Below are 17,835 nucleotides of genomic sequence, written 5' to 3' on the forward strand. Positions count from 1 at the left end.
CCCGCGCCCCCCTGCCCGGTCAAGCCGGTCCAGCACCGTCACGCGATACCCCTTGGCCCCCAGGCGCATCGCCGCCGACAGCCCGCCAAGCCCCGCTCCGATCACCACCGCATGAGGGGCCGTGGCCCTGGCGGCCTGCTCGGGCAGCGAGGTGTCTATCCGTGTCATGGCGGCCTCCCAGTCAAAATGTCTAGTTTAGTTTACATTCTTTCTGCGACACCTTCCATCTGAAATCAATATGTGTCAGACTTAATTGACACTTTTGTGGGAGTCGCACGTGCAAACCGTGACCCTCAGCCTTTTCCGCTTTGACAGCATCGCTGCGCGCCTGTGGGCATTCGGGATGATGGGCGCCGGCCGATTCGCCCTGCGCCGCGTGCCGGGGCTGCAATTCTGGAAGCTGTGCGGCACAGGTACCGGCGAAGGGTTCACCCCGCACCCCAACACCCATGTCTACGCCATCCTCTGCGCCTGGCCCGATGCCGAAACCGCGCGCACCCGGTTGGAAACCGCGCGGATCTTTCGCCGCTACCGCGCCCGCGCGGTCGAGGACTGGACCGTGTTCCTGACCCCCACATCGGTGCGTGGGCAATGGTCGGGCACCATCCCGTTCCACGCCCAATCCGCGCCCGAAACCGGGCCGCTGGCGGCGATGACACGCGCCTCGGTACGGCCCAGCCGCGCCTTGCGGTTCTGGGCGCGTGTGCCTGACATTTCAGCCGTCATCGGGGCCGATCCGAACGTGATCTTCAAGATCGGCATCGGAGAAGTGCCCCTTTTGCACCAGGTGACCTTTTCAATCTGGCCGGATGCGCAGACGATGGCCGCCTTCGCCCGCGACCGCGACGGACCCCACGCCAGGGCCATCCGTGCGGTGCGCGATGAAAACTGGTTCCAGGAGGAACTTTACGCCCGCTTTCGCGTGACCGGCGAACGTGGGACATGGGGCGGGGCAAGCCCGCTGGCCCCGGTAAAAGGACACGCATGAAACACGCCTTTCCGTTTTCCGCCATCGTCGGTCAGGACGATATGAAACTGGCCATGATCCTGACCGCGATCGACCCGAAACTCGGGGGTGTCCTGGTCTTTGGCGACAGGGGCACCGGCAAATCCACCGCCGTGCGCGCGCTTGCCGCGCTGCTGCCGCCGATCCAGGCGGTCAAGGCCTGCCCGGTCAATGCCGCCGACCCCTCGGAAGTGCCGGATTGGGCTGGTTTAGACACGCATGAGATGGTTGAACGCCCCACCCCCGTGGTCGATCTGCCGCTTGGCGTGACCGAAGACCGCGTGACCGGCGCGCTCGATATCGAACGCGCGTTGACGCAGGGCGAAAAGGCGTTTCAGCCCGGTCTGCTGGCCCAGGCCAACCGCGGTTATCTCTACATTGACGAGGTCAACCTGCTTGAGGATCACATCGTCGATTTGCTGCTGGACGTGGCGCAATCGGGCGAAAACGTCGTCGAACGCGAGGGCCTGTCGATCCGGCACCCCGCGCGGTTCGTGCTGGTTGGGTCAGGCAACCCCGAAGAAGGCGAATTGCGCCCGCAGCTTCTGGACCGCTTCGGACTGTCCGTCGAGGTGCGCAGCCCCAACAACATCGAAGACAGGATCGAGGTGATCAAGCGCCGGGATGCCTTCGAAACCGACGCCGCAAAATTCATGCGCAAATGGGGCAAGGAAGACCGCAAACTGCGTGATCGTATTCTGGCCGCACGGGCGAAACTGGCCGAAATAGACACGAAAAAGCCTGCCCTGCGCGATTGTGCGGAACTCTGCGTGGCCCTTGGGGCCGATGGCCTGCGCGGCGAGCTGACGCTGCTGCGCGCCGGCCGGGCCCTTGCGGCGTTCGACGGCGACACCGCCCTTGCCCGCCCCCACCTGCGCCGCGTGGCGCCCCTGGCCCTGTCGCACCGCCTGCGCCGCGATCCCCTGGACGAGGCCGGCAGCGCCGCCCGTGTCGCCCGCACCGTGTCCGAGGTGCTGGGATGACAGCCCCACAATGGGACGCCGCGCAGTTGGCGCTGGCGCTGTTGTCGGTCGATCCCGTCGGGCTGGGCGGCATGGTTGTCCGTGCGCGCTCCGGCCCGGTGCGTGACGCGTTTTTGGCTGAATTAGGGTCGATTCCCCTGCCCCGCCGGCGTATTCATCCCGACATCTCGGATGACGGCCTGTTTGGCGGTCTGGACCTGTCGGCGACACTTGCATCGAAAAAAATTGTTTTTTCACAAGGGGTTATGCATGACCCTGCGGCGCTTATCCTGACAATGGCAGAACGCACGCCCGCGGACCTGGCGGCAAAGCTGGCGCAGCGGCTGGATCTGGACGGCACCCATTGTCTGATCGCATTGGATGAAGGGGCCGAGCCGGACGAACGCTGCCCCCCTGCCCTGTCGGAACGATTGGCATTCCGTGTGGATCTGGAAGCAATCGGGCGGCTGCAGGCCACGCCCGGCGACCTGCCCGACCCGGCGATCGCCCGCGCGCTTTACCCCCGCATCGCGGCAACGGCCGAAGCGATCGAGGCGCTGACCGCACTTGCGGCGCGATACGGTGTCGACAGCCTGCGCGCGCCCTTGTTCGCCCTGCGCGCGGCGCGCGCCCATGCGGCGCTTTTCGGGCGAAACAGTCTCACATCGGATGATATTGCCGCAGCAGCCGGGCTGGTGTTCGCGCACCGTGCCACGCAGATGCCGCAAGACGCCGAGCAAGAGGACAACGCCCCCCCGCCCCCACCCGAGGACGAGGGCGACAGCCCGCAGGATCAGGGCGAGGACCAGATGGAAATCTCGCAGGAAATGCTGATCGAAGCGGTGCGCGCCATGCTGCCCGACGGGATGCTGGAAAGCCTTGTCCCCGCGGGGACAGCCCGTGGCGCAAGGGGTTCTGGCGCAGGTGCGCGGCGCAAGGGCAACCGGCGTGGACGTCCCCTGCCCTCGCGGCCCGGACGTCTGGATGGCCGCGCCCGGATCGATCTTGTCGCAACACTGCGCGCCGCGGCGCCTTGGCAACCCATCCGGCGCAAATTGTCCCCGCGGGGACAGAAGCTGTTGATCCACCCCGGCGACATCCATCTGAAGCGGTTCGAAGACCGCTCGGACCGGTTGCTGATCTTTACCGTCGACGCATCTGGCAGCGCCGCGCTGGCCCGCCTTGCCGAGGCGAAGGGCGCGGTGGAACTGCTGCTGGTGCAGGCTTATGCACGGCGCGACCACGTGGCGCTGATTGCGTTTCGTGGCGAGGGGGCGGACCTGCTGCTGCCCCCGACGCGGTCGCTGGTTCAGACAAAACGCCGCCTGGCCGCCCTGCCCGGCGGCGGCGGCACGCCTTTGGCCGCCGGGTTGCAGGCCGCCGGAGAGCTTGCCGAGCATGCGCGCAGTCAGGGCTTGTCGCCCGCCATCGCCGTTTTGACGGATGGGCGCGCGAATATTGCCCTTGATGGCAGCGCGGACCGTGCGCAGGCGGCCGAGGACGCCACCCGCATCGGCACCTGGCTGCGGGCCTGCGGGTTGCCCGGCGTGGTTCTGGACATGGGCAACCGCCCGACGCGGCAACTGGGCGATCTGGCCGCACATATGGGTGCGCGATACCTGCCCCTGCCCCGTGCCGATGCAGAACGGCTGAGCGCGGCCGTGACAGCCGCCCTGGACGCCTGAGATGGATTGGGCGCGCGACCTTCCGACCTGGCCGCTGAGCGCGCTGTCACGCCGTGTCACCTGCCGCCCGCACCGTTGGCATGTGCAGGAGACCGGCACCGGGCCGACGATCCTGCTGATCCACGGGGCCGGCGGCGCAACGCATAGCTGGCGTGACGTGATGCCGATACTGGCGAAACAGGCCCATGTCGTCGCGGTCGACCTGCCCGGTCAGGGATTCACCCAGGCGGGCACGCGCGCCCGTTCGGGGTTGAACCCGACAGCGGCGGATATCGCCGCGCTTTGTGCGCAGGAAGGTTGGTCACCGGCCGCGATTGTCGGTCATTCGGCGGGCGCGGCGATTGCGTTGCGGCTGTCGCAAACGCTGCTGTCCCCGCGGGGACACCCCCCGGACGTGATCGGGATCAACCCCGCGCTTGGCAAGTTCGAAGGTGTCGCCGGGTGGCTTTTCCCGGTTCTGGCAAAGGCGCTGGCGCTGAACCCGCTGACCCCGTGGCTTTTCACGATGGGCGGCGCATCAGAGCGGCGGGCAAGGCAACTGATCGAGGGCACCGGATCGCAGCTGACACCGGACGGATACAGGCTCTATTCTCGCCTGATGGGCGACCGATCCCATGTGGCAGGCACGTTGCAGATGATGGCAAGCTGGGTTCTGGATGGGCTGATTGCCGACTTGCCTAACATCACGGCGCGCTGCCTGTTCCTGGCTGCCGAGAACGACAGGGCGGTTCCGGTCAGGGTGGCGGAACGGGCAGGGGATGCGATACCGGATGCGACGGTGGAAACCTTGCCCGGGCTTGGCCATCTCGCCCACGAAGAAGCGCCCGACCTTGTGGCCGGGCGCATCCTTGGGTTCGTTGGTTTGGATCAGTCTGACAGCGTATCCAGAAACGCCTGAAGCGCCTCTTCCAGGCGGCGACGGTCCATCGCCGTGAAATCCCGGTTCACCTGCAGTTCAAGCCGCCCATCCGCGGCGGTGCATTTCGCCACGCCTTCGGGGCGGCTGAGCTTGAAGGTGGTTTTCGCCGTGCTGCGCGGCGCGGGCTTGGGTTTTGTCCCCGCGGGGACAGGCTTGGCAAAGCTTTGCAGGATGGCCAGTTCGGTCTCGACATCGGGGCGTTGCGTGTTCAGCAGGACGTGCTGGATGTCGACGGCCAGATCCGGGTTTTCCTCAAGCCGCTTGACCAGTTCCAGGCCCAGCCTGCGGGGAATGGCCTCGGCGTGTTTGAGCGCCGGGCCGATGGCCCTCATCAAGGTGGTGAAATGCTTGATATAGGCCCGTTTCTGGCGTCCTGCGCTGGCATAGAGCCTATCCACGGCATCCAGCGGCCCCGCGACGGTGGTTTCCGGCTCACGCGCATAGGCGACGGCAAGCTGCGCCATCTCGGCAAAGGAAATGTCACGGCGGATCAGGTTTTCGTCGACCATTCGGATATACAGTTCGTCCAGCTTCGCACCGCGCGCCACCAGCCCCGCGGGGATACGCGCATAGGCCGGATTGCCGGTTTCCTTGTAAAGCTCACGATAGGCGGTCAGACGGCGCCAGCCTTGCACCAGTTCCCAGCCGTCTTCGTGTTCTTCGACCCGGATCGGGTTGGACAGGCCCACCGATTTGATCGAGTCCTTCAGCTCGTCTATTTCGTGGTCGCGTTTCGGCGCACGGTCGCGGATCAGCTTGTCCGTGCGGATCTGGTCGATCGGAACGAGATCGACGATCAGGCCCTGTTTTTTCAACTCGACGAATTGATGGGCGAGCCGGTCGTTTTCCTCACGGATCGCGGCCTCGGCCTGTTGGCGGCTGGCCAGGGCCTCGGCGTTTTCGGTGATGGCCGCGGCCATCGGTCCGCGACGCGCCTCGGGTGCATCTGTCCCCGCGGGGACATCGTCCAGCGGGGCGTCGAAATCGATATCGAATACGCGGCGTTTCTTGGTCATGTCGTGGCCTCCATCCGATCCCATGCGGCGATCAGGTTCGTTTTGAATTCGTCATAGGCGCGATCGAAGGATCCACGGGCGCGCCGCCAGGTTTCCCGCGTCATGTCGCGGTAGTCGATTTCGTAGACCGAGCTGAGAAAGCGGCCGGATTGTTCGACCGCGCGGGTCAGTTCGATCGGGTGGTCCGCCAACCTGTCGCCGAACACCTTGCCAAAGGCTGACTGCATCGCGCGGTGCAAGTCGTTGTTGGGTTCGAACCGCGTCAGCAGAAAGCGGATGTCGAGAAACGCCTTGGGCAGGCCCATTGTCCCCGCGGGGACAAGCCCGGAAAACCGGCCCAGATCCTCGAGCGCCTCGGCAAGCTGGCCGATGAAGGACGTGGTGGAATCGTATTCCCAATAGCCGGGCCCCGACGGGATATAGAGGACGTCGGCTGCGAAGACCGCGTTCATCGACTGATACCCGATCGCGGGCGGGCAATCGAACACGATCAGGTCGTAGGCGTCGTCGGGAAGCTGATCGAGGAACCGCGCCACGGCGGCAAAGAACGACCATTCCGGGTTCATGTGCCGGTATTGGGCGCTGGCGAATTCCACGAAGGCGGCGTTGGCGCAGCTTGGCACGATGTCGATCGTGGACCAGTTCGTCGGCTTGATGAAATCGGACAGCCGCAGATCGGCAAGGCCCATTTCCGTGATCGCCGAGGGAAGGCGGCGCTGGGGCAGGGCGGTGCCCGATTCCGCCCCGCGCGCGGCGCTGTTCATCCTCTCGGTTTCGCGGGCGAGGTCGCGGGCCATGATGCCCCAGACGGTATATTCCTCGGACACGTCCGTCAGGCCCATCGAATGGCTGAGCGTCGCCTGCGGGTCGAAATCGACGCAGAGCACGCGGTAGCCATCGAGCGCGGCAGCATGCGCGAAATGCAGCGCCACGGTCGACTTGCCGGCGCCGCCCTTGAAGTTGGCGATGGCGGCGCGGATCGCGCGCTTCCCCGCGGGGCGCGGCGGCATCAACGACTTGCGGTTGATGCGCAGCTTGCGGCGGATCTCGTTTACCTCATCCAGCGTGTACCAGCGTTGGCGGCCGTCCTCTTCGACCAGGCCCTGGGGCAGGGACGGATCGGCGGCCAGCTTGCCGCGCAGGGTGGATTGGTTGACCTTCAGGATCAGCTCGGCCACCTCCCAGCTGGAAAAACGGCGCAGCGTCTTTTCACGTTCGGGGCTGTAGGTCTGTTGCCTGATATAACCTTGCAGTTTCAGCGACTGCGCCTGAAGGCGTTCAAGGTCTTTATGTGTGAACATGCTCTGCCTCTTTGGTGCCTGTCCCCGCGGGGACGCAAATTCCTTGCATTTCCTGATTTACGCTGAATTTGCAAAAAACGCAAAAGCGAATATCGTAAATCCATGGATTTCGTGAATTTGCGTTTTGGCCTTTCATTCCTGGTTCCGACGCACCTGAACGATTCGCAAAACGGCGAGTCGCCTGCCGCAGAAAACCACAACCAATTGGGGGACGCTTTGACGGCAACCACGACAGATTGGGGGACAAAAGGGCGCGAATAGGGGACAGCCTGTATGTCCCCCAATACCATTGATACCTATTTTTCATTTTTGAATTGGGATCGAATTGGCTGCTTTCAGGTTTGTCCCTTGACAGAATCGCAATTCAGGACGCAAATCAGGACACGATAAGGAAAAGCGCCGAATAACGGGGCATCATAATTGGGTCGGTCTATTCATCCCGAGTTAACCGGCCAGAGGCAGAAACCGGCTACCAGACCGGAGAAGTGAGAGCAGAGAATGCACGCCATCCGCCCGGTGGGCCGCGGGGCCAGTGCCAGGAAATACGACATACTGACCGCGCTCGGTGCACACGCGCTGGCGCAGCCCAAGGCCGAGCAGCGCCGCGTTCTTCGCCTGATGACACTGGTCACGGCGCGGTACAATTGGGGACGGGACGAATTGGCCGTCGGTCAGCGCGAGATCGCGCAGCTTTGGTCGGTGGACGAACGCACCGTCAAACGCGAGATGGCCGAACTCCGGGCGCGGGGCTGGCTGGTGGTGAAACGGCAAGGCGCGCGTGGCCGCGTGACGGAATACCGGATGGATATCGCGCGGCTGCTGGCGGATACGCGCCCGGCCTGGGCCTCGGTCGGGCCGGATTTCGTGCTGCGGATGGAGACGGGGCAGGGCGAGGCGCCGCAGCAGGTGGTGCCCTTGCCCGTCAAGGGCGACGTGGCCCCGCCCGATCTGTCGCCCGGCACGGAATGGGCGCTGGCGCAGGGGCTGCTGCATGCGCAGGATCAGGCGAGCTTTGCCTCGTGGGTGCGGGGGCTGAAGCGGGCCGAAAGGGCAGGGGGGCGGCTGACCCTGCGCGCACCCAGCCGGTTTCACGCAGCCTATGTGCAGACACACCTTGCGGGGCGCATACTGGCCGCCTGCCAAGAGGTCGATGACACTGTCGCGGAAATCCGCATCGTGGACTGACGTGGGAATGTGTGTATGATCATGCGCATAGCCGGAGTGACCCCATGACTGCCACCAAGCGCCGCACCAACCTGACCCTGGACGAAAGCCTTTTGCAGTCGGCCCGCGCCCACGGGCTGAACATATCCGCCATCGCCGAAGAGGCGCTGGGGCAGGCCGTGCGCCGTGCCGAGGCCGAGGCATGGGCGCGTGACAACGCCGATGCGCTGGCGGAACGGCGTGCCCATGTCGATCGTCAGGGGCTGGCCCTGGATCGCCACCGGCTGTGGCAGGCGGAATGACGCAACACTGCGTCTACCGCCTGGCTGGCGGCCTGCTGGTGCTGGATCTGCAATCCGATCTCGTGGAGGTTGGCAGCCGTGTCGTGGCGCCGCTGATACCCTTGGGGCAGGGGCCTGCCGCCATTCCACGGCTGGAGCCGGTGCTGGAGGTCGATGGCGCGCCCCACGCCCTGCGCACGGCCGAGATGGCCGCGATCCTGGAAAGCCAGCTACAGGGCCCTCCTGTCGCCGATCTGGGCGCGCACCGGTACGAAATCACCCGCGCGCTGGATTTGCTGTTGAGTGGCGTTTGATCACGCGGAAATGAAAAGGGCGCACCCGCAGGCGCGCCCTGTTCGCAAGTCGCAACCGGAAAATCAGTTGCTCATCTCTTCCTTGGCTTCGGGTTCGGGCGACACGCTTGCAAGGTAGGCCCAGATGTTGGCCGCGTCCTCGACATCGCGCAGCTTGTAGCTCATCTTGCCGCGCGCGCTGTCATCATCCAGGTAATCGCGCAGGTACGCGGTGGGATCCTGGACGTATTTCACGAATTCCTCTTCGCTCCAGACCAGGCCAGCCTCGCCCGCGGCAACCATGGAGTCGGAATAGCGGAAATCCTCGTAGGTGCCCGCCGTGCGGCCCACGACGCCCCACAGGTTCGGCCCCGTGCGGCCGCCGCGCACGACGTCTTCGCCGTCGGCGTTCTGGATCATGTGGCAGGACTTGCACTTGCGGAACTCTTTTTCGCCGGCTTCGGCATCGCCCGTGGCATGGCCACCTGCATAAGCAGCGGTCGATAGCGCCAGGAAGGTCGCTGTGGTCAGAATGGTTCTCATGGGTCTTGCTCCCCCTGATTTCTTTTCCGGGTGACACAACCTAGCCCGTTGTGAGGGCTGTCAACCGGATCAGGCAACCGCGTGGGCGATGGCGCACTGCTTCCACAGCACGGTCAGCGCCTCGACGAGGTGGTCGATGTCGGCATCCGTGTGCAGCGGGCCCGGGGTAAAGCGCAGCCTTTCGGTGCCTTTCGGCACGGTTGGATAGTTGATCGGCTGGACGTAGATCCCGTAGTCGCGCATCAGGATATCGGCGAGTTGCCGGCACTTGACCGGATCCTTGATCATCACCGGAATGATGTGGCTGGGGTTGTCCAGGTGCGGAATGCCGCGCGCATCCAGTTTCGCGCGCAGCTGTGCGACCTGGCGGCGTTGTTGCCGGCGTTCGGCATCCGAGGTCTTGAGGTGCCGGATCGAGGCCTGCGCCGCCGCCGCCACGGCCGGGGGCAGGGCGGTGGTGAAAATGAACCCGCTGGCAAAGGACCGGATGAAATCGCACAGCGCGGCCGAGCCGGTGATATAGCCGCCGACGCAGCCATAGGCCTTGCCCAGCGTCCCTTCGATCAGGTCGATGCGGTGGGCCAGCCCGCGTTCCTCGCTGACGCCGCCGCCGCGCGGGCCATAGAGGCCCACGGCATGCACCTCGTCGAGATAGGTCATCGCGCCGTGCTTTTCGGCCACTTCGACGATTTCCTCCATCGGGCAGATATCGCCGTCCATCGAATAGACGGATTCGAAAGCCACGATCTTGGGCGCGTTGGCGGGCAGGGCGGCCAGCTTGCGGTCCAGGTCTTCGGGGTCATTGTGTTTCCAGATCACCTTTTGGCAGCGGGCATGGCGCATGCCTTCGATCATGCTGGCATGGTTCAGCGCGTCCGACAGGATCACCGCGTCGGGCAGGCGCGCGCCCAGGGTGGACAGGGCCGCCCAGTTCGACACGTAGCCGCTGGTGAACAGCAGCGCCGCCTCTTTTCCGTGCAGGTCGGCCAGTTCGTGTTCCAGCGCCACATGGTGCCGTGCGGTGCCCGAGATGTTGCGCGTACCGCCCGCGCCGGTGCCGCACCGGTCGATCGCATCCTTCATCGCCTGGCGCACGACCTCGTTCTGGCCCATGCCGAGGTAATCGTTGGAACACCAGACCGTCACCTTGTCGGGCGCGTCGGCATCGTGGCTGCGGGCTTGGGGAAAGGCGCCGCATTCGCGCTCGAGCTCGGCGAAAATGCGGTAGTTGCCTTCTTCTTTCAGCGCATCGAGCTGCGCATTGAACATGGCGTCAAAATCCATGGTGACCCTCCACTTTCCCTTTTGTCTGTTTGGGCGCGGGCAACATCCAGCGCCAGAGTTTCGCATCAGGCAGCGGCACCACCATCAGCCAGTGTTCCAGAAGCGCAAGCGCGGTCATCGCCGTCAGTAGCGCAAAGCCCACGATGTCGAGAGCGGCATCGACAGCGAAAAGACGCTCCAGCCAGCAGGCCACGGCAAAGGACAGCGCCGTGACCGAGATCGGAAACAGCCAGTTCGCGCGGCGGATGCGGAAATGACTGGGCAGGTGTTGCAGCGCACCGGGGATGAACTCGGTATTGATGCGCGGCACGCCGAAATACAGGTTCAGCTTGGCGGATATCCGGGCGAAATAGAGCACCGCGAAGGTCCAGAAACCGAACGCGTTGGCGGCTTCGCTGCTGGCGATCCACATCCACAAAAGCGCGGCAAGCAGCGCCATCTCGTGATAGGCGACGGTGCCCCAGGCCCGCAGGAACCGTTCCCATTCCGGCAGGGTTGCAGGGCAGGGCCGCAGGTTCGGCCCCGTGACCAGCCCCGTCAGAAAGGCGAGTTCGATCCAGCCCCAGATCGCGAGCGCCGCCAGGAACCCGTGATAGGCCGCCGCATGGCCGGCGCCATCCAGCGTCACCAGATAGCCCCAGATACCAAGACCCAGCAGGGGAAGCCCGGCCAGTGCCGCCACCGCGCCGGCGCGCCCGCCCATGCGGTCGGCCAGGCGCACGACCAGCAGGATCGCGCCCGTGGAAAACCACCACAGGAAAAGGGCCGCAAGGGCTGCTATCCAGGGGTCGGCCAGGCTCATTCCCGCATCTTTCTCTTTCCGAAAATATCCCGGGGGGTCTGGGGGGCAGCGCCCCCCAGCCGGTCGACGCCAAAGGCGTCGAAACCACTCAATAGACCGGCTCCAGCCGGGTGCTCGCAGGCACCGTGTGCTTGCGGGCCGGGATCGTGTAAAGCGACACGAAGGCCAGCGCCGCCTTTGCCGATCCGGCCATCTGGCTCAGCTTTCCGCCCAGCCCGCCGCGTTCCTTCGCCTCGGCGATCTGCACGTTGGCGTGGTGCAGGCGTACGAGGTTTCGCTGCCAGCGCGGGTGCTCGATATCGAGCGTGATCGGAAAGATCTGCTGGCTCAGCGCGGATGTCTTGGTGAACACCTCGTGCGCGTACCAGTCGGGATCGACGCCAAGCGCCTTGTGAAAGGCCGGGCGCTGGTGGTCGCGCACATACATCGTGGCGTAGACCGCGGTCAGGAAGAACTTGATCCACAGCACGTTCACGCCGCTGGTCAGCTTGGGGTCGGTCTTCATCAGCAGGGCGAAGGCCTCGCCATGGCTGAACTCGTCGTTGCACCATTCGCAGAACCATTTGAAGATCGGGTGGAACCGCTGTTCGGGATGCGCCTCGAGGTGGCGGAAGATCGTGATGTAGCGGGCATAGCCGATCTTTTCCGACAGGTAGGTGGCGTAGTAGATGAACTTGGGCCGGAAATACGTGTATTTCTTTTTCTGCGTCAGAAACCCCAGGTTCACCGCCACGCCCGCCTCGCGCAGGGCGTCGTTGATGAAACCCGCATGGCGGGCCTCGTCGCGGGCCATGAGCTGGAAAAGCTGTGTGATGTCCTTGTTGTTGCCGCGGCGCTTCATTTCCTTGTAGAGAACGCAGCCCGAAAACTCGGCCGTGCAGGACGAGATCAGGAAGTCGATGAACTCCTTGCGCAGTTCCGGGTCCATGCCGTCCCAGTCGATATGGTCCCAGTCCTCGTTCTTCTTGAAATGCCCCTTGTTGGGGTCGGCCACCATCTGGGCGATCAGCTTGTCCCAGTCGTCGCGCACGGGTTCGACGTTGATCGCGTCGAGCTCGTCGAAATCGGTGGTGTAGAAGCGTGGGGTCAGCAGGGTGTTCTGCATCGCCACTTCGGTGGCCGCGACGCTGTCGAATTTCGCCTGCTCTTCCTGGATGGCAAGTCCTTCTTCGACGGTGGTCGCATCGGCTGAGTGCTTGGCCTGGATGTTCATAGCTTCACCTCCTCGGAGAAGGAAAATTCGCACAGCTCCATCACCTCGAAATCGCCGGTCAGGCGGGTCCAGAGTTGTTCGAGCTTGCTGGCGCGGACGATGATCGCCTCGCGATCCTCGCGCACTATTTCGCCGAAGGGGGCCATGATCTCGGGGCCTTCGACTTTGACTTCGTCGCCCGGATAGACGACGGCGCCATTGTTGAACCGCACATGCGCGTGCAGGCTGTCAAAACAGTGGCTGACCTCGACGGTGCAAGGCGCCCTTTCTATTTCCCTGGTAATCAGACCCATGGTGTGTGTCCTCCCTTTAGGTCAGTCCAGAAGCCTGGCGAAGGCCCTGGCGTTATCCGCACCGAACCCCATCAGGTCGGCGCTCCACCCCGTTTCGGGGTCGTGAATGGCAAGGCGGCCGTTTTCGCCGCGTGTCAGCGTGACGGGGGCGTCCATCGACAGCCCGGCCTTGCGGCGGTTGAATTCGATGACGCGCGCCACACCCGAGATGAACCCGCCCTGTTCGGGGGCCAGATCGGCGATCAGCGTGCCGTCGGGCGCGGTGATGCGCACGGCGCCCGACATCTCGGCATCCAGCACGAATTGTGTCTGGTCCACCGTCGCGCTGACCGGCGGGGTCGATGTGACGGGCCGTTTCGAAATGGTGGCCGCGGTGACGATCGTCAGTGAACAGACGATCAGGAACACGACCGCGCGCATCAGGCCCACGGGGATCTTGTCGGGCTCGGCGCGGCGGTGGCTGGTATGGGCGGATTGATACTGCATGATCCGGCCTCCTTATTCCGCCGCCACCGGGGCAGGCGCCCCGGCCGTGCTGCCCTTGCGGGCGATGACCGGTGCCGCGATCCGCGCCTCGGCCGCGTCCGAGATCATGGTGGCGATCTTTTCGGCCTCGGGGATGCAGCGCAGCGCCGGTTGCGCGGGCACGCGCCAGGGCCGCACATGCGGCCAGCAGGTGAGATAGCCCAGCTTGACGTCGTCCGGCACTTCGAAGGCGATGGTGCCGCGCCCGCCGCGCCGCATCTGCAGCGAGGCGTTCACGATCTGCGTATAGGGCAGGTTCAGCGTCACCGTCAGCGCCGCGCCGATCCGCATCGCCACACGCCGGTTGGTCACGGTGTAGACCGTGGTTCGGGCCTGCACATAGGCCACGATCATCAGCAGGGCGCAGACGATCAGCCCCGCGATCAGGAAGGGCACGGTCAGCGCGATGACTTCCATCAGCGGGCGCTGGTCGACCAGCGAAACGAAGCGCCACGCCCCCAGCAGGACGAAATAGCCCATGACCCACCAGAGATTCAGCGCGTCCTTGGACAGCGCCCACCAGTCGGGCCGCCCCTGCCAGAGGATCTGTTCCCCCTCTGGCGGACGTTCCGGCAGGCCTTTGACCGGTTCTACGGCGAAATCATCGTGGCTCATGGTTGTGTCCTCCGGTGAGCGTGGCAGTCAGGGGATCAGAGCTGCGGTTCCAGCCGGCTTTCGTCGGCATAGAGCTTGCCGCCCGCGTAGTAGGCGCTGATCTTGTCCTCTTCGAGCTTGGTGACCTGGCTGTCCGAGGCGGTGCTGGGCACGCCTGCGAAATGCTTGCCGTAGATCGAGTGGATCGCGACGCGGTCGGACTTGATCCGGGCCAGCGTCATCGGGACAAGGCGCTTGCCGCTGCCGGCCTCGCCGTCCAGCGTGATCTCGAGGTAGCGCACCAGCTGTTCGGGTTCGTCCACCCACATGTCGCTGATCCGGCCCACGATGGCGCCGTCACCGGCCTGCACGGGCAGCCCGCGCGGGTCGCGGCCCGCCGCGACATGGAAGTGATCCGAGGCGGCCATCGGCACGATCTTGGGTTTGCCGTGGGCGTCCAGCTCGGGCACGTCCTTGCGGTTGACCCAGCTTGCCGGACCGACGCCATCGGCCAGCGGATCGCCCGTCGGCACAAAGGGAAACCCGTTCGCGGCATTGGTGCGCGCCAGCGCGATGTCCTTGCGGTCGCCCGGCTGACCCGAAGGCACGGTCAGTTCGCCCTGGCCGTTGGGCAGAACGAAGGTCTTGTCCTTGGGCAGGGGGAACAGGCCCTGGTTGGCGGCCTCGTTGCCGTCTTCGTCGACAAGGGGGAAGCCCTCGCGCATGTTCTCGGTCTGCAGGTAGTAGATCAGCCCCGCGAAGAAGATCCAGAAAAGCCACAGAGTCAGGCTTGCCAGATCGAAGTTGCCAAAGAATGCTTCAGTCATGGTCCTGTCCTTTCGGTGAGGTTCAGGTGGGGAAATCGGCGAGCCCGATGCGACCGGTCTCCCCGCTTTGGTGAAGGGATGGGCGATGCGACCGCACCAGCGGCCCCAACGCGATGAGCGTGACAAAGATCAGTGCGATCTCGGTGTGATAGACAAAGGAATACCCGGTCGCGGGCGACATCAGCGGCGTGCCCCAGTCGCCTGACAGGGCGTGGGCGTTGACCACGTCGCGCAACGTGCCGCCGATGGCGATGGACAAACCTGCGGCGGTGGCCTGCGCAGCGCCCCAGGCGCCGAGCGCCAGACCGCGGCCTGCCAGCCCTTCGGCCGGCATGGTCATGGCGGCGGTCAGGGTCGAGACACTGAACAGCCCGCCGCCGAACCCGATCAGGGTGGCCCCGGCAAAGAAAAGCGCGCTCGATCCCAGTGGCGCGGCGAAGATCACGGCGGAAAAGGCAACAAGCCCGGTCAGCAGGCCGGTGCCCGCCATGCGATAGGCATCGCGCCCGCGTGCCAGGCCGCGCCCGGCAAGCGCAAAGGCCACCAGCGCGCCGGCGGCCCAGGCTGCCGTCAGCAGCGTGGTCGAACTGACCGACAGGCCGAGGATCTCGCCGCCATAGGGTTCGAGCAGGACATCCTGCATGTTGAAGGCCATCGTTCCCAGGAACACCACCGCCAGAAGGCGGCCCGCCGTGCCGCCGCGCGCCAGGTCGGCCCAGGCGTTGCGGAAGGACGGGGCAGGGGCCTCGCGTTCCTCGCGGGTCATGGGGCGGACGCGTTCCTGTTTCCAGAGCGCGATCACGTTCAGGGTGATGGTGACGACGGCGGTGCCTTGCACCACCTGGATCAGCAGCAGGTCGTTGAAGTCGCGCAGCAGCCATCCGATCACGATGGCCGAAATCGCCATGCCGGCGAGGTAGCTGACATAGAGCAGCGCGACCACGCGCGGGCGCGTTTCATCGGTTGCCCTGTCGGCGGCCAGCGCAAGGCCGGCGGTTTGCGTCATGTGCATCCCGAGGCCCGTCATCAGAAAGGCCAGCCCGGCCAGCACTTCGCCGGCAAAGGGCACGTCATGCACGGTGTTGCCGCCAAGGACCAGCAGGGCCGAGGGCATCACGGCCAGCCCGCCGAACTGCCACAATGTGCCGAACCAGAGGTATGGAATGCGCTTCCATCCGATGGCGCTGCGGTGGTGGTCGGACTTGAACCCCAACAGCGCGCGGAACGGCGCCGACAGAACCGGCAGCGCGATCATGATCGCCACGATCGTGGCGGGGACCGTCAGCTCCACGATCATCACGCGGTTCAGCGTGCCGAGCAGCATCACGCCCGCCATGCCGACCGAGACCTGGAACAGCGACAGGCGCAAAAGCTGCATCAGCGGCAACTCGTCGCTCGCCGCGTCCGAGAACGGCAGCATCGAGAGGCTGAATTGCTTGAGAATCCGTGCGCCCTTGCTCATGCCGTGAACTCCAGCGCCTGCGAGATGTAGAACCCGACCGAGACCCGGCCGATATCCTTGATCCTGCCGATATCGCGCACCGCCTGCGCCAGTCGGGCAGGGGCATGAGGGATCATGACGGGCGAGCGGTCGGAGCGGGGGAACGCCTTGCCCGCATACCACATGCCCATCAGCAAGGGCGTGCGCGGGGCCACGGTGAACACAACCGGCCCGCCGCAGCGTTTGCCTAGGCCCGACAGCGCGTTGCGTATGTCGCCGGCCCGGTAATAGATCAGGCTGTCCATCGCCATGACCGCATCGAAACGGCCCAGCGACGGGTCGAGCATGTCACCCGCGTGGAACGTCACGCGCGGGCGCAGGGCGCCGGGCATCCGGGTTTCGGCGATGCCGACAAGCTGCGGAGAGATATCGACCGCCACGACATCCGCGCCGCGCGCGGCCAGTTCCTGCGTCATCATTCCGGTGCCGCACCCGGCATCCAGAACGCGCGCGCCGGTCAGATCCTCGGGCAGGCGCGCCAGCATGCGCGCGCGCATGTCGTCGCGCCCGCGCCGCACGGTTTCGCGGATGCGGCTGACGGGGGCGTCGCTGGTCAGCCTGTCCCACACCCGTGTCGCGGTCTTGTCGAAATAGGTCTCGACCCGCGCGCGGGTGGCGTCATAGCTGCCGGTGTTGTGGCCCGAGGCGTCGGTCATCAGTCAAACCCCAGAAGTTCGAAAATCTCGCGGTCTTCCATCGGCGCGGGGCTGAGAGGATCGGTCCCCGCGTAAAGCTGTTCGGCCAGCCGGATGTATTCGGCGCGGGCCATGACGATGTCGTCCTCGTCCGGCATTTCGAACAGCGTCTTCTTTTTCAGCCGCGACCGGCGGATCGCGTCGTAATCGGGCATGTGCGCGATGCGCTTGAACCCGACCTCGCGGCAAAAGCGGTCGACCTCGTCGGTGTCGCGCGACCGGTTCGCCACGCAGCCGGCCAGCCGCACCTTGTAGTTGCTGGACTTGGCCCGCACGGCGGCGATGATGCGGTTCATCGCGTAGATCGAGTCGAAATCGTTGGCGGTGACGATCACCGCGCGGTCGGCATGTTGCAGGGGCGCGGCGAACCCGCCGCAGACCACGTCGCCCAGCACGTCGAAGATCACCACGTCGGTGTCTTCGAGCAGGTGGTGCTGTTTCAGCAGCTTGACGGTCTGCCCCACCACGTAGCCGCCGCAGCCGGTGCCCGCGGGCGGGCCGCCGGCCTCGACGCATTTGACGCCGTTCCAGCCTTCGGTCACGAAATCCTCGGGGCGCAGTTCCTCGGCGTGGAAATCGACCTCTTTCAGGATGTCGATCACCGTGGGCTGCAACTGCCCGGTCAGGGTGAAGGTGCTGTCATGCTTGGGGTCGCAGCCGATCTGCAGCACCCGCTTGCCCAGCTTGGAAAAGGCCGCCGACAGGTTCGAGCTGGTCGTCGATTTGCCGATCCCGCCCTTGCCATAGACCGAAAACACCTTTGCGCCCTCGATCTTCATGGTCTCGTCCTGGTGCACCTGCACCGATCCTTCGCCGTCCTGGCCTTTCAGAACCGGGGGCGCGCCGATGCCGCGCGCTTTCAACCCGGCGGCTTCGCGCATGTTGGCCCGTGTGGCCGGCGGGTTCTTTGCGTCGAGTGGGCTCATGTCGG

General features: G+C 65.2%; 22 protein-coding genes. 8 read left to right on the top strand and 14 right to left on the bottom strand.

From position 1 onward, the window contains the following. The coding region (locus BLT50_RS17130; protein ID WP_139170560.1) for an NAD(P)-binding protein at positions 1 to 168 on the bottom strand (168 nt) is incomplete at its 3' end. Between the two features lie 109 nt (positions 169 to 277). Here BLT50_RS17130 and crtA point away from each other — a divergent pair. Genes crtA through bchO form a run of 4 tightly spaced genes read left to right on the top strand, consistent with a single transcriptional unit; the run spans position 278 to position 4,551 of the window. Next, positions 278 to 988, top strand: coding sequence for a spheroidene monooxygenase (gene crtA, locus BLT50_RS17135; protein ID WP_090030315.1), 711 nt, complete (start codon positions 278 to 280; stop codon positions 986 to 988). Next, positions 985 to 1,989: a magnesium chelatase ATPase subunit I gene (gene bchI, locus BLT50_RS17140; protein WP_090030230.1), complete on the top strand. Its 1,005-nt coding sequence runs from the start codon at positions 985 to 987 to the stop codon at positions 1,987 to 1,989. Before crtA ends, bchI begins: the two co-directional genes overlap by 4 nt. Next, positions 1,986 to 3,653 (top strand): magnesium chelatase subunit D, encoded by a 1,668-nt coding sequence (locus BLT50_RS17145; protein ID WP_090030233.1) that lies wholly within the window; start codon positions 1,986 to 1,988, stop codon positions 3,651 to 3,653. The genes bchI and BLT50_RS17145 overlap by 4 nt, the downstream gene beginning before the upstream one ends. A gap of 1 nt (position 3,654) precedes the next feature. Further along, a complete protein-coding gene (gene bchO, locus BLT50_RS17150; protein WP_090030235.1) occupies positions 3,655 to 4,551 on the top strand; it encodes an alpha/beta fold hydrolase BchO in 897 nt (298 codons plus the stop codon). Here bchO and BLT50_RS17155 read toward each other — a convergent pair. Beyond that, positions 4,521 to 5,588 (bottom strand): ParB/RepB/Spo0J family partition protein, encoded by a 1,068-nt coding sequence (locus BLT50_RS17155; protein WP_090030317.1) that lies wholly within the window; start codon positions 5,586 to 5,588, stop codon positions 4,521 to 4,523. The genes bchO and BLT50_RS17155 overlap by 31 nt on opposite strands. Beyond that, positions 5,585 to 6,889 (bottom strand): AAA family ATPase, encoded by a 1,305-nt coding sequence (locus BLT50_RS17160; RefSeq protein ID WP_090030237.1) that lies wholly within the window; start codon positions 6,887 to 6,889, stop codon positions 5,585 to 5,587. The genes BLT50_RS17155 and BLT50_RS17160 overlap by 4 nt, the downstream gene beginning before the upstream one ends. A 102-nt stretch (positions 6,890 to 6,991) precedes the next feature. Here BLT50_RS17160 and BLT50_RS19390 point away from each other — a divergent pair, with 102 nt between their 5' ends. From BLT50_RS19390 to BLT50_RS17175, 4 genes are all read left to right on the top strand, one after another. After that, positions 6,992 to 7,150, top strand: coding sequence for a hypothetical protein (locus tag BLT50_RS19390; RefSeq protein WP_175491518.1), 159 nt, complete (start codon positions 6,992 to 6,994; stop codon positions 7,148 to 7,150). Between the two features lie 237 nt (positions 7,151 to 7,387). Then, positions 7,388 to 8,074 (top strand): DnaA N-terminal domain-containing protein, encoded by a 687-nt coding sequence (locus tag BLT50_RS17165; protein WP_090030239.1) that lies wholly within the window; start codon positions 7,388 to 7,390, stop codon positions 8,072 to 8,074. A 44-nt stretch (positions 8,075 to 8,118) separates the two neighbouring features. Beyond that, positions 8,119 to 8,355: a type II toxin-antitoxin system CcdA family antitoxin gene (locus tag BLT50_RS17170; RefSeq protein WP_090030241.1), complete on the top strand. Its 237-nt coding sequence runs from the start codon at positions 8,119 to 8,121 to the stop codon at positions 8,353 to 8,355. After that, positions 8,352 to 8,648, top strand: a complete 297-nt coding sequence (locus BLT50_RS17175; protein ID WP_090030243.1) for a CcdB family protein — start codon at positions 8,352 to 8,354, stop codon at positions 8,646 to 8,648. The genes BLT50_RS17170 and BLT50_RS17175 overlap by 4 nt, the downstream gene beginning before the upstream one ends. Positions 8,649 to 8,711: 63 nt before the next feature. Here the strand turns inward: BLT50_RS17175 and BLT50_RS17180 are convergent, their stop codons facing one another. The 11 genes from BLT50_RS17180 to bchL all read right to left on the bottom strand — a co-directional run bounded on the left by BLT50_RS17180 (position 8,712) and on the right by bchL (position 17,785). Then, positions 8,712 to 9,170: a c-type cytochrome gene (locus BLT50_RS17180; protein ID WP_139170561.1), complete on the bottom strand. Its 459-nt coding sequence runs from the start codon at positions 9,168 to 9,170 to the stop codon at positions 8,712 to 8,714. Between the two features lie 69 nt (positions 9,171 to 9,239). After that, positions 9,240 to 10,454 (bottom strand): 5-aminolevulinate synthase, encoded by a 1,215-nt coding sequence (hemA, locus tag BLT50_RS17185; RefSeq protein WP_090030245.1) that lies wholly within the window; start codon positions 10,452 to 10,454, stop codon positions 9,240 to 9,242. Next, positions 10,444 to 11,256: a putative photosynthetic complex assembly protein PuhE gene (puhE, locus tag BLT50_RS17190; protein ID WP_090030247.1), complete on the bottom strand. Its 813-nt coding sequence runs from the start codon at positions 11,254 to 11,256 to the stop codon at positions 10,444 to 10,446. Before puhE ends, hemA begins: the two co-directional genes overlap by 11 nt. A gap of 88 nt (positions 11,257 to 11,344) precedes the next feature. Then, positions 11,345 to 12,469 (bottom strand): magnesium-protoporphyrin IX monomethyl ester (oxidative) cyclase, encoded by a 1,125-nt coding sequence (gene acsF / locus BLT50_RS17195; protein ID WP_090030251.1) that lies wholly within the window; start codon positions 12,467 to 12,469, stop codon positions 11,345 to 11,347. Next, positions 12,466 to 12,762, bottom strand: coding sequence for a hypothetical protein (locus tag BLT50_RS17200; protein WP_090030253.1), 297 nt, complete (start codon positions 12,760 to 12,762; stop codon positions 12,466 to 12,468). Before BLT50_RS17200 ends, acsF begins: the two co-directional genes overlap by 4 nt. Positions 12,763 to 12,783: 21 nt before the next feature. Further along, positions 12,784 to 13,248: a photosynthetic complex assembly protein PuhC gene (gene puhC, locus BLT50_RS17205; RefSeq protein WP_090030255.1), complete on the bottom strand. Its 465-nt coding sequence runs from the start codon at positions 13,246 to 13,248 to the stop codon at positions 12,784 to 12,786. 12 nt (positions 13,249 to 13,260) lie between these two features. Continuing rightward, positions 13,261 to 13,902, bottom strand: a complete 642-nt coding sequence (gene puhB, locus BLT50_RS17210; RefSeq protein ID WP_090030258.1) for a photosynthetic complex putative assembly protein PuhB — start codon at positions 13,900 to 13,902, stop codon at positions 13,261 to 13,263. A gap of 35 nt (positions 13,903 to 13,937) precedes the next feature. Then, positions 13,938 to 14,708: a photosynthetic reaction center subunit H gene (gene puhA / locus BLT50_RS17215; RefSeq protein ID WP_090030260.1), complete on the bottom strand. Its 771-nt coding sequence runs from the start codon at positions 14,706 to 14,708 to the stop codon at positions 13,938 to 13,940. Between the two features lie 22 nt (positions 14,709 to 14,730). Beyond that, positions 14,731 to 16,170, bottom strand: coding sequence for a PucC family protein (locus tag BLT50_RS17220; RefSeq protein ID WP_090030262.1), 1,440 nt, complete (start codon positions 16,168 to 16,170; stop codon positions 14,731 to 14,733). Then, positions 16,167 to 16,865, bottom strand: coding sequence for a magnesium protoporphyrin IX methyltransferase (gene bchM / locus BLT50_RS17225; protein WP_090030264.1), 699 nt, complete (start codon positions 16,863 to 16,865; stop codon positions 16,167 to 16,169). Before bchM ends, BLT50_RS17220 begins: the two co-directional genes overlap by 4 nt. Beyond that, positions 16,865 to 17,785 carry a ferredoxin:protochlorophyllide reductase (ATP-dependent) iron-sulfur ATP-binding protein gene (gene bchL / locus BLT50_RS17230; RefSeq protein WP_090030321.1) on the bottom strand — a complete coding sequence of 307 codons (921 nt, stop codon included), beginning with the start codon at positions 17,783 to 17,785 and terminating at the stop codon, positions 16,865 to 16,867. The genes bchM and bchL overlap by 1 nt, the downstream gene beginning before the upstream one ends. Between the last annotated feature and the right edge of the window lie 50 nt (positions 17,786 to 17,835).

It is taken from the genome of Lutimaribacter saemankumensis, from assembly GCF_900100005.1.
GTDB classification, from domain to species: domain Bacteria; phylum Pseudomonadota; class Alphaproteobacteria; order Rhodobacterales; family Rhodobacteraceae; genus Lutimaribacter; species Lutimaribacter saemankumensis.